The 12,084-nt window shown below is 33.1% G+C and carries 10 protein-coding genes; 1 reads left to right on the forward strand and 9 read right to left on the reverse strand.

Annotation, left to right across the window (positions count from 1 at the left end):
- Window positions 1-13: 13 nt before the first annotated feature.
- From FA045_RS13290 to pheT, 6 genes are all read right to left on the reverse strand, one after another.
- Window positions 14-2,836 carry a TonB-dependent receptor gene (locus FA045_RS13290; protein ID WP_136877567.1) on the reverse strand — a complete coding sequence of 941 codons (2,823 nt, stop codon included), beginning with the start codon at window positions 2,834-2,836 and terminating at the stop codon, window positions 14-16.
- A 628-nt stretch (window positions 2,837-3,464) separates the two neighbouring features.
- Window positions 3,465-3,965: an Mpo1 family 2-hydroxy fatty acid dioxygenase gene (locus FA045_RS13295; RefSeq protein WP_136877568.1), complete on the reverse strand. Its 501-nt coding sequence runs from the start codon at window positions 3,963-3,965 to the stop codon at window positions 3,465-3,467.
- A 244-nt stretch (window positions 3,966-4,209) separates the two neighbouring features.
- Window positions 4,210-5,781 (reverse strand): ribonuclease Y, encoded by a 1,572-nt coding sequence (gene rny, locus FA045_RS13300; RefSeq protein ID WP_136877569.1) that lies wholly within the window; start codon window positions 5,779-5,781, stop codon window positions 4,210-4,212.
- Window positions 5,782-6,043: 262 nt separating this feature from the next.
- Window positions 6,044-6,334, reverse strand: coding sequence for a cell division protein ZapA (locus FA045_RS13305; protein ID WP_136877570.1), 291 nt, complete (start codon window positions 6,332-6,334; stop codon window positions 6,044-6,046).
- Window positions 6,335-6,365: 31 nt separating this feature from the next.
- Window positions 6,366-6,656: a hypothetical protein gene (locus tag FA045_RS13310; protein ID WP_136877571.1), complete on the reverse strand. Its 291-nt coding sequence runs from the start codon at window positions 6,654-6,656 to the stop codon at window positions 6,366-6,368.
- 93 nt (window positions 6,657-6,749) lie between these two features.
- Complete coding sequence (pheT, locus tag FA045_RS13315; protein ID WP_136877572.1) at window positions 6,750-9,146, reverse strand: phenylalanine--tRNA ligase subunit beta; 2,397 nt, start codon at window positions 9,144-9,146, stop codon at window positions 6,750-6,752.
- 165 nt (window positions 9,147-9,311) lie between these two features.
- Here pheT and FA045_RS13320 point away from each other — a divergent pair, with 165 nt between their 5' ends.
- The gene (locus FA045_RS13320) at window positions 9,312-9,734 is read left to right on the forward strand and encodes a hypothetical protein (protein ID WP_136877573.1); all 423 of its coding nucleotides are present in this window, start codon (window positions 9,312-9,314) and stop codon (window positions 9,732-9,734) included.
- Window positions 9,735-9,746: 12 nt separating this feature from the next.
- On the opposite strand, the gene FA045_RS13325 is transcribed toward FA045_RS13320, so the two are convergent.
- From FA045_RS13325 to rpsT, 3 genes are all read right to left on the reverse strand, one after another.
- The gene (locus FA045_RS13325) at window positions 9,747-10,583 is read right to left on the reverse strand and encodes an endonuclease/exonuclease/phosphatase family protein (RefSeq protein ID WP_136877574.1); all 837 of its coding nucleotides are present in this window, start codon (window positions 10,581-10,583) and stop codon (window positions 9,747-9,749) included.
- Window positions 10,584-10,831: 248 nt separating this feature from the next.
- Window positions 10,832-11,530 (reverse strand): RadC family protein, encoded by a 699-nt coding sequence (gene radC, locus FA045_RS13330; RefSeq protein WP_136877575.1) that lies wholly within the window; start codon window positions 11,528-11,530, stop codon window positions 10,832-10,834.
- Window positions 11,531-11,662: 132 nt separating this feature from the next.
- Window positions 11,663-11,917 carry a 30S ribosomal protein S20 gene (rpsT, locus tag FA045_RS13335; RefSeq protein WP_136877576.1) on the reverse strand — a complete coding sequence of 85 codons (255 nt, stop codon included), beginning with the start codon at window positions 11,915-11,917 and terminating at the stop codon, window positions 11,663-11,665.
- Window positions 11,918-12,084: the final 167 nt, after the last annotated feature.

Consider the following 12,084-nt stretch of genomic DNA (forward strand, 5'->3'; position numbering starts at 1 on the left):
TTTTTTATGTTGATTAAAATAATTTATAGGTAAGCGTTAAGCCAAATAATCGACCATTTCGGAAACTTGAGATGGTTTGATCTCCTATTCTATCAAATGTGCCATCACCATTTCCATCTTGAAGGAATAAAGATTCTTGATTAAGAAGATCATTAAGATTTGCTCTTAAACTCAATTTATTTGTGAAAGTTTTAGTAACCGTTAAGTCTAATACATTTCTCGGCATCTCATAGATATCTGGGTATCCTGGGTATCCTACATAAGCTATTCGTTTACCAATTACATTATATAAGAGATTTACTTGTACCTTACTTTTTACATTATTATAAAATAAAGCTGTATTTAAAATATAAGGCGCTTGCCCTTGTAGTGATCTATCAACATCAGAAGATAATTCTGGATTTCTTAAAACCACACTGCTATTAATGTATGATGTATTTACTAAAACAGTTAAATCATCAACAAATTTTAAATTTGTTAGTCCATTTAATGACTTTCTAACCTCTAGCTCTACACCATAATTTTGTGCAGAGATTTGATTTTCGAATGAAAAAGTTTTAGCACCTCCTGAACCGGCACCTGGAATAAATACAGTCTCAATTGGATTTATAAAACGCTTGTAAAAGCCAGAAACACTTATAATTTCTGAAGAAGATGGATAAAACTCAAACTTAGCATCATAATTATCAATACTTGATGTTTGTAAGTCTTTGTTACCTTTATTTGTGAAATTTAAATCAAAATCATAAAAACTAAATGGGGCTAACTCTCTAAACTCTGGTCTATTAAGCGTTTTACCATAAGCTAAACGAAATAACATTTTCTCGTTTATATTGTATGATAAATTTGCAGAAGGCAATAGTTTAGTAATGTCATTATTTACATTTACAGGACCTTGATCATCTGCGCTTGTTAGCGTTTGTAAATTGTTTTCTACACGAGCACCAGCAACTAGTGTTAATTTATCTTTTAATGGTAAGATGAAATTGGCATAACCAGCGAATAATCTATTTGTTGCAAAATAATTATCATTTGGATTTGATTTTTCATCCAATTTAACACCAGTATTTGTATTAATATTTTCCCATGCAAACAATTGATCAATTGGCTGATTAAGTAAATCAGTGTTAAACTGAGAGCTATTTGCTCTTACATAACCGATGTTTCTTGAAGTAAAATCACGATTTTTATCTTCAAAATAACCACCAATTTTTAAACTCGGCTTAAATATCTCAGATTTCGGATTTAGTGCTTGCTCAATATTAAAAACTCCTGTTTTAACGTTTTCATCCATCCTTGAATAGAAACGACCCAAAAATTCTGCTTGAGCTGCGCCAATTGGAACAAATAAGGTTTTTTCACCTGTGGTAGTATTTACATCAGAACGGTATCTTTTGTAATCTGGCTGATCACGATAAGATTTACCGTATCCAATTACCCAATCTAACTTGGTATTTTCACCATTAAATTTATGTGTTCCTGTTAATTGTCCTGAATACACTCCTCTATATAAAACACTTGAGGCATAGCTATCTGGAGAATAATTAGACTCGAAATTATTACCAGTTCTATTGATAAATTGAGATGTACTTAATTGGTTGTATAAATTTTTAAACTCGAAAGTATGACTTGGGTTTAATTTAAATGCCCAATTATGAATAATACCTAAGCGCACATTATAATTATATTGTTGATCATCATAGTTATAAATAGTGTTTGATCTTTGAGCTACAGGATCGTAAGTATTATAATCTCCTCTGAAAACATCATTATTTGTTTTGCTATTACTATAACTGATTGCTGTGATATTACCCAACAATTTATTCTTGATGTTAAAACGCTTACTTCCGTAAATATTTAATTTTTGATCTAAATTAGCAATGTTATTAACAGGCAACCAAGTATTACCTAAAGCATGACCTGCTGCATTAATTCTACTTGAGGTTGTACTATTTAAGCTCGAAGGAAAATTAATAGGTAAATCATTATCTCCAGTATTAAATCCTGAGAAAAATAAATCTCCTGATGAAGGGCGATTAAAAGATTGAAAAGAAGCATTCTGACGATAATTTGTTCCATAATCAATTGTTAGTTTATCCTCGTCTGGTATACTTTTAACAAATACTTTAACTACACCACCAGCAAAATCTGCTGGTAATTCTGCCGATGGACTTTTATATACTAAAATTTTATCTATCTGATTGCTAGGAATTAAATCAAAAGAAAATGATCGAATATCTGTTTCTAAACTTGGAGCAACAACATTATTTAACTGTACACTATTGTAACGCTCAGATAACCCCCTAATATTGATAAACCTATTATCTACAATTGTAATACCTGGCACACGACGAACAACTTGAGCTGCATCAGAGTCTCCAGATTTTTGAATAGTTTGACTAGAAACACCATTTGCGATTGACTGTGATTTTTTTAATTCTGATAAAACAGCAACTTCATTTCCAGTTGGTCTATTTCCAGAAATAGTAATGGCATTTAGCATTGCCATATCTGGTTCCATTACGGCATTAAGCGTTGTTGTATTTCCTGGGGTTACTACAACATTCGAAATTAATTGCCTTTTAAAAGAAACATAAGTAAATATAACTTTATAGGTACCTGGTTTAATTGTATTTAATGAATAATTACCTTCTGCATTTGTGGTTGCACCAATTGATGTACCCTCAATAAATACCGATAACCCAACTAATTTTTCGCCAGTTCCTTTTTCAGTTACTTGCCCAGAAATTTTACCATTTTGAGCTAAAGTAATTGTACTGAAAAAACAGATTAATAGTACAAATCCTGCGCTTTTTAAATTTTGATGTAAGTTCAATTTGCTTAATTTTTATTTTAAGCAAAAGTATTTCTACTATGTTAGCTACATGTTAGCTGTAAATTACCATTCGTTTACCATCGTGTTAACTAATTGTTAAATGGTTTGGTAATTAATATTTTAAGGCTGTTTTTTAATAGAATAGATTACATACGATGAATTACCGCTGTTAACAAAAAATTAACTTGGTGGGCTTGTTCGTTGAGGCTGGATTCAAATTAGAATTATGAAATTTTAAAAGAATTAAATTTGGTGGTTTAGTAATGCTCAGGGATATTTATGTTATAAAAAACAATATTATTGAGGTTAGTTTTAGCATCCTTTGTCATTCTGAACGAAGTGAAGAATCTCGAATATTGCATTCCAAAATGAGATTCCTCGTTCCTCGGAATGACAAAACTAGGAGTTTATATTTTTTTATAAAATATTGGTTTATAGAAACTAAATAAATAACGTCAATGGTAGCATCCCGAAGTAAATTCGAAACAAGTGACTTGGCATCGTAATGCATAAGTTAGGAAGTTCTTTAATTCTTATCACCCTTATCGCATTACGATTCCCGTATGCACGGGAATGACGCGAATTAGATGAGCAATACCATATTTTATTAAAGCCAACAGGAGAAAGCTTAATACTTCAACCCTACTTTTTTGCAAACAAAGTGCAATAACCAAATTGGGCCGATTAACAAAAACTTAACATCATCTAAAAACGATGGTTTTTTCCCTTCTATTTTGTGACCAATGAATTGCCCTATCCAAGCCAACACAAAAATTGAAGCATAAATAAGATAAGCGGTTGAACTGCCCAGCCCAACCATCAATTCTATTTTAACGATGATGTAACTCATTAAACCAATAATCCAAATCATGATGAAAAACAAAACTGGTGATAAGGTAAAATAATAATACATGGCAAAGGCAATTAAAAAAGAAGCCCAATTTAAAAATCCATTGTATTGCCCCAAAAAATTTAAATGTGGAAATGGAATTTGCCAAACTAAACCTAATAAGCTAAAAACTATTAGCGGAACGCAAATCCAATGAATTAACTCATTTGTTTGATTTTGATGACTTTCTGCATATTTATCAAAAAGTAAATCTACTGGGCGTTTTTCTGTATTTTCCATTTAGTTATTAATTGAGTCGTCATGCCGAATTTACTTCAGCATCTGGATTGCCAGAAAGACCTTGATCCCGAACGTTCGGAACAGGGTGACGAATTTAGTATAAAGATAAAAAAGCGTCCCAAATTATTGGAACGCTTGTAAAATATTATTACGTATCAGTCTGAGCATGTCGAAGACCTTACGACCTTACTATTATCCTTCGACTACGCTCAGGATGACAAATCATCAAGAATAACAAAGCTAATTACTTAGCAAAAGCTACAGACCTCGTTTCTCTAATTACAGTAACTTTAATCTGACCAGGGTAAGTCATTTCGGTTTGAATACGGTTAGAAATATCAGCCGCTAATAATTCCGCCTGTGCATCTGTAATTCTTTCACTTTCTACAATTACGCGTAATTCTCTACCTGCTTGTATCGCAAAAGTTTTCTCTACACCAGGATATGACAATGCCAATTCTTCTAATTCTTTTAGACGCTTAATGTAACTCTCTACAACCTCACGACGAGCACCTGGTCTAGCACCAGAAATCGAGTCACAAGCTTGTATAATTGGAGAAATCATTGAAGTCATTTCAATCTCGTCGTGGTGAGCTCCAATTGCATTACAGATTTCTGGATGCTCTTTATATTTTTCTGCCAATTGCATACCCAATATTGCGTGTGGCAATTCAGGATTATCATCAGGTACTTTACCTATATCGTGTAATAAACCAGCACGTTTAGCCATTTTAGCATTTAAACCAAGTTCTGCAGCCATGGTTGCACAGAAATTAGCTACCTCACGAGAGTGGTGCAATAAATTTTGTCCGTATGATGAACGGTAACGCATACGTCCAACCATTCTAATCAATTCTGGATGTAAACCATGAATACCTAAATCGATTACTGTACGTTCACCAATTTCTACAATCTCATCTTCGATTTGTTTTTTGGTCTTAGCAACCACTTCTTCAATACGAGCTGGGTGAATACGACCATCAGTTACCAAACGGTGTAAAGCCAGACGGGCAATCTCTCTTCTTACTGGATCGAAACCTGATAAAATAATTGCCTCAGGAGTATCATCAACTATAATTTCTATTCCTGTAGCTGCTTCTAAAGCACGAATATTTCTTCCTTCTCTACCAATTACACGACCTTTAATTTCATCACTCTCAATATGAAAAATAGATACAGAATTTTCAATTGCAGCTTCTGATGCAGTACGTTGAATGGTTTGGATAACAACTTTTTTAGCTTCTTTGCTAGCCGTTAATTTTGCTTCGTCAACAATATCCTTAACCTGCATCATGGCTTGAGAACGGGCTTCACTTTTCATGTTCTCTACCAGCTGGTTTTTTGCTTCTTCTGCACTTAAACCCGCAATGGTTTCTAATTGTTGTACATGCTGATTTTTCAATAAATCAACTTCTTCCTGCTTTTTAACAGCAAGAGCTGTTTGTTTTTCTAAATTTGTTTTATGCGTATCTAACTCTTGTTCTTTGCGATTAAGGTTCTCTAATTTAGAATTAAGTGATTGTTCCTTTTGTTTAATGCTATTTTCACGCTGATTAATTTCGTTATTACGAGAATTTACCTGTTGCTCATGCTCTGCTTTTAGCTGTAAAAACTTCTCTTTTGCTTCAAGTAATCTATCTTTTTTTAAGATTTCTGCATTACTTTCTGCGTCTCTTAATATTTTTTTCGCTTTGTTTTGAGCAGCTATTTCTTGCTGCTTTAAAAGGTTACGCAACAGGTATCTTCCTATTACAATACCCAAAGCTAAACTGGCTAATACACCTCCAATTATACCTGCTATGTCAATTATGTCCATTTTTCATTTGTTTAAATTTTTCTTTATTTGTGATCAAGCTACCATGATTAATTATTGTATTTGATAATCATGGCGGTTAATCTCAAATAAAAAACCGTAACTAAATATTTATGCATCATGCGTAGGTTTTAAACTCACAGCAAAGCTGAAAGATTTAAAAACAAATATTGAAACATAAAAACTTAGCCACGGCCAAATTTTATTAGCTTGATAATTCAGATAGACTAAATTTTAATCAATCGAATTACTTATAAAGAACGTTTTATTTAGTAAAAAACCCTTTTAATAAACTATCTAATTCCTCAACTTTATCGGCTACCGCAGTATCTTGATGCTGCGCTTTATGTTCTGTTCTCAAAACCGCTGTTGCATAATGCAGCACCGCCATCGAAAGCAAATCTTGTTTATCTCTAACCGCATAATTTTCTTGGTAGTCTTTTATACGTTCATTAATAATCTTAGCCGCTCGTCTAACAATTTCTTCTTCTTCTACATTTACCTTTAATGGGTAAATACGGTCGGAGATAGTTATTTTAATAGAGATTTCTCCCATTTTTAGCTTTGTTTCAATTTTTTTATGTTACCTATTTTTTAAGCAACACTACACACTTATCAATCTCCCGCACAAATTCGTTAATTTTTTGCTTTATATCAAGTGTCTTTTCACTTGTTCCCTCAATACTTTTGGCTAATTTAAGTACTCTTAGCTTTTCATCAAGGTCGTTATGCTTTATTTTAGCAGTTTCTAAGGCTACTTTTGTTTGTTCATTTTCTTTTTTTAATAAGTCATTTTCTTCTTGTAAAGCATTACAAAGCTCAATTAAGCGAGCTGTTTTATGAATTACACTATCTAATTGTTCTGCAACTGATGACATTACTAAATTTAATTTTGAATGAGAGAATTTTGAATGAGAGAATGCATGCTAACATTCAATAATTCTTTCCCTCAATTATTCTATCATTTCTTTTTATCGTATTTCTGCTTTTGCAGTTTGGGCTAAGTTAGCGATAATCTTTTGCATAATTGCATCAATTTGCTTGTCGGTTAAAGTTTGCTCTTCATCCTGTAAAGTAAAGTTTAATGCGTAAGATTTTTTGCCTTGTGGTAATTTATCACCCTCAAAAACATCAAATATTTGCACTTCTTTTAACAGTTTTTTCTCTGTTTTAAAAGCGATTGCTTTCAATTGATCAAAAGTTGTTTGCTGATCTACCAGCATAGAAAGATCTCTTCTTACAGCTGGATATTTAGCTACTTCTTTATTTACAATTTTGTTTTTTCTAATCGCTTCTAACAAATAAGCCCAATCGAAATCGGCATAAAAAACATCCTTATCAACCCCTGTTTGTTTCTTATCGGTTGCTGTTACTGCGCCAAAAGTTACCAAAGTTTGGTTGCCTCTAAAGTATCTTAAGCCATAGGCGAAGTTATCATCTTTAACTTCTTCCGATTGGAAGTTAGCTAAACCTAAACGACCTAAAACACCATCAACAGCCGATTTTAGGTTGTAAAAAGTAGATGGAGTTGATTTTTGGTTCCATTGTTCGGTTTGTTTAGCACCGCTGATTAAAACCAATAAACGTGGTCTTTCTATGTACTGATCGCCTATTAAATGGTATGTTTTACCAAACTCATATAATTTTAAATCTATATTTCTTCTGTTTTGATTATAGGCTACACTTTCTAAAGCTGATTGTAATAAACTTTGGCGCATTACATTTAAATCTGAACTCAAAGGATTTAAAATCTGCACCGCTTCATCAGTCTTTTTAGAATAGGCAGAGCGAGTTAACGAGTTGCACCAAATCTCTAAAAAGCCATTAGAAGTTAGCAGATCGGCAATTAGATTTTGTACATTTTCTTTATTCGGCTTTGCTGTGTAGGCTAAAGACGCATTTACTTTTGTAGGAATAACAATATTATTGTAACCATATATACGCAATACCTCTTCGGTTATATCACATTCGCGGGTTACATCAACCTTATAAGCCGGAACTTTTAAGCTTAAACCTTCAGCTGTTTCGGCAAAAACTTCGATGCCTAAGGCTATAATAATTGATTTAATTTCTATGGCAGGAATATCTTGACCAATCAACTTCACAATATTAGCATAGCTAACTTCAACATCAAATGGTTTAGATTTAACTGGGTAAATATCAGAAACTGATGAAGAAATCTCTCCTCCAGCAATTTCTTTAATTAATAATGCAGCTCGTTGCAAAGCGATAACTGAAATTTCTGGATCAGTACCCCGCTCAAACCTGAAAGATGCATCAGTTTTTAAGTTATATCTTTTAGAAGTTTTACGCACACTCACTGAATCAAAATAGGCACTTTCTAAAAAGATATTTGTAGTTTCATCAGTTACTCCAGAAGTTTTACCACCAAAAACACCAGCGATACACATTGGTTCATCAGCATTGCAAATCATTAAATCATCGGCAGACAATTTACGTTCTACTCCATCCAAAGTAGTAAAAGGAGTTCCTTCAGCACATTTTTTAACTACAACTTGGTTTCCTTTAATTTGATTTGCATCAAAAGCATGTAAAGGTTGGCCAAGTTCATGCAAAACGTAATTGGTAACATCAACTATGTTATTTATTGGACGTATACCAATTACCTTTAATTTATCTTTTAACCAATCTGGCGATGATTTTACTTTTACACCGCTAATAGTTACACTGCTATAACGCTTACAAGCTAAGTTATCCTCAACTTTTACTGCGATATTTAAATTCTCAGTATCCGTTTTAAATGCAGATACATCTGGCATTTGATAAGGAATTCTTAAATAAGCGGCTAAATCTCTAGCTACACCTAAATGAGAAGCAGCATCTGCTCTGTTTGGCGTTAAACCAATTTCGAACATATAATCATCTTCCATTTTAAAATAGGTTTTTGCAGCAATGCCGATTGGTGTATCTGCTGGTAAAATCATAATTCCAGCGTGAGAATCGCCTAAGCCAATCTCATCTTCCGCACAAATCATCCCTTCAGAAACTTCTCCTCTAATTTTAGATTTATTGATTTGGAAAGGCTCTCCTGTATTTGGATAAACGGTTGTACCCACAGTTGCTACAACTACTTTTTGATCAGCTCCAACATTTGATGCGCCGCAAACAATTTGCAAAAGTTCACCTGTACCAACATCAACTTTTGTTACACGTAAACGATCTGCATTTGGATGCTGCTCACAAGAAACTACATGCCCAATTACCAAACCCTCTAGTCCACCAACAATTGACTGTACTTTCTCCAAGCTTTCTACCTCTAAGCCAATATCGGTTAAGATTAGAGAAATTTCTTGAGGAGTTTTGTCAGTTTTTATAAATTGTTTTAGCCAGCTATATGATATTTTCATTTTATGAGATATGAGAAGTGAGATATGAGATTTGAGATAAAACTTCAAACTTATAGACCACAAATTTTTTAAAACGCAAAGATATTATTTAAAGCCGAAAGCAGAAAGCTACAAAGCAAACAAAATAGCCTTTGTTTTGTATATAGTTATATAGCAAACTTTAATATGAAATCTTTATTTACTCTTTTAATTATCTGCATTTGGGCGACATCTGTTCGTGCTCAAGAAGTCAATTTCAAAACCATTGAAGGTACTTGGGATTATAAAAGCCCTAAGGGTAAAACAAAAATGAGTTATAAGTTTGAGGAAGATAACAAATTTACAAGCGTTACCGAACGAAAAGAAACTGAAACATTATTGGATGGCAGTTATACATTCGATAAAATTGGAGATTTGGATCGCTTAATTATTAGCCACATACCTAAAGAAAACGGAACAAAAACCATAACCTCTTATTATCTCATTAAGTTTTCAGGCATCGACACCATTAAAACTCAACACGTAAATGGCAAACAGCTAAATTGGCTCAGAGAAACACCTAAAAGCACGATGGTTTTTGTACGGAAAAAGGATGAAGCTAAAAAGTAGAAATATTAAATCCTAAAACATTAACCTCACAAATACCGGTAAATGATCAGAATAATAACGTTGGTCTTTACTGTCTGATAAAACAGCATACTTTTGAACTTTAAAAGCTTTATTTACAAAAATATAATCAATTCTGTTTTTCAAAGGACTATCCCATTTAAAAGCATTAAAAGTTCCATCTGGTCCGTAAGGCGGTTCGATAGAAATTTCTTTCGTATCAGTTAAAAATGATTTAATTGTTGATATAGCTTCAGTTTCAGGCGTTACATTTAAATCGCCAGTAAAAACAACTGGTAATTTAGGCGCAATTTCTTGTATTTTTTGTTTAAGTAACTTAGCAGATTCTATTCTTGCTTGTACACCAACGTGATCGTAATGTGTATTAAAAACTAAAAATTCTTTCTTGTTCGATTTATCATATAACCTAACCCAAGAACAAACTCTATTTAATGCAGCATCCCAACCTTTGCTTGGCACATCTGGTGTTAGCGATAACCAAAAAGTACCTCCATCTTTTTTAACAAAGCGGTTTTTATTGTAGTAAACGGCAGAAAATTCTCCTTTGCGTTTACCATCATCTCTACCTACGCCAACTACATCAAAATCTGTATTTTCTGATAGGTAATCAAACTGCTCGGGCAAGGCTTCCTGCACACATAAAATATCTGCATCGTAAAACTTAACCAAAGCTTTAACATTGTCTTTTCTGTTTGGCCAAGCGTTTACACCATCAGCGTTGGTATTTAACCTGATGTTATAAGAAATAATGTTTATAGGTTGATTTTTCTGTGCATTTGTTACCGTTATAAACGACAAACAAATCAATACAAATAAAATGGTTTTTTTCATAATGGCTCTAAATTACAAATCTGATATTAATTAATTGTAAAGAAATAAATCTATTACCTATAGTTCTTGGAGACACAGACCAAGGCGTTAAAAAAATCGTCATATCGAACGAAGCGCAGAGATAGCCCGTCCCGACTTCTCGGGAAGATATCTGTTTCTTGGCGACACTGAATTGACATCAGCTTATAACAAGGATATAGGCAGATTTCTCAATCGTAAAAACTCATTTCGAAATGACGAAAAGAAGGCTACATCAAACTTTCATCAGCCATACTTAAAAAAGAATGATCGGTAATAATGAGGTGATCGTAAATTGGAATTTCTAGCAACAAACCAGCCTGCACCATTTTTTTGGTGAGGTTAATATCAGCTGTGCTAGCTTTTAAATTACCAGAGGGATGATTGTGTGCCAAAACAATATTTGCAGCATTGTTTTCTATGGCTACTTTAAAGATAATTTTTGGATCGGCAATGGTACCCGACTGACCGCCTTTGCTAATTAAATGTTTACTGGTTACAAAATTTGCCCGGTTTAATACCAAAATCCAAAATTCTTCGTGGGCTAAATCTGCCAACTCGGTTTTTAAAACTTCATAAGCATCTTTAGAAGACATGATTTTAATTGGACCTTCCTTTTCGGTTTCTTTTCTTCTTCGTCCCAATTCTAATGCAGCAACTATAGCAATTGCCTTAGCCTCTCCTATTCCTTTAAATTTAGAAAGTTCTTTTACACTTAGCTTAGCTACTTTGGCTAAATCGTTATTGTAAAAACTAAGAATGCGTTTGCTTAAGTCAACAGCGGTTTCATTTCTACTGCCAGAGCCAATTAAAATAGCAATAAGCTCTGCGTCAGTTAACTGTCGTCTGCCATGTAAAAGCAGCTTTTCACGCGGCCTATCTGCTTCTGCCCAAGCTTTAATGCCTAATTTTTGGTCGTAATTATCCATCCCTTTATTTTTAATTGAATACCAATCGGGATGGATTGATTGACTAAGATAGAAATTGTTAATAAATTATAAGTACAAAAAAAACGGTATCGCTAAAAGCAATACCGTTTAAATATCGAGAAAAAAAACTTACTATTTTAAACCGTTAACGAATTTCGTTAATTTAGATTTGTTGTTAGCAGCTTTATTTTTGTGAATTACGTTTTTCTTAGCTAAACGATCTAACATTGAGATTACTTTTGGTAATAACTCAGTACCAGTTTTTTTATCTTCAGCAGCACGTAATCTTTTAATGAAAGTACGTGTAGTTTTTGCTTGATACCTGTTACGTAAGCGTTTTGTAGCGTTTGCTCTAATTCTTTTTATAGACGATTTATGATTTGCCATTATTGTTTAGCCTTTTATATCTTCTGTGTTAACTATTTTTCGGACTGCAAATATAGAGTTAATGTTTTTAAAATGCAAAATGCTTTCGCAAATATTTTTATATAATTTTAAAAAGAAACAAAAACTTGCTTTGCAGGGGTCAAATTTAAGTTAAATCTCTAAATCTA

The organism is Pedobacter cryotolerans (assembly GCF_005116475.1).
GTDB lineage: Bacteria > Bacteroidota > Bacteroidia > Sphingobacteriales > Sphingobacteriaceae > Pedobacter > Pedobacter cryotolerans.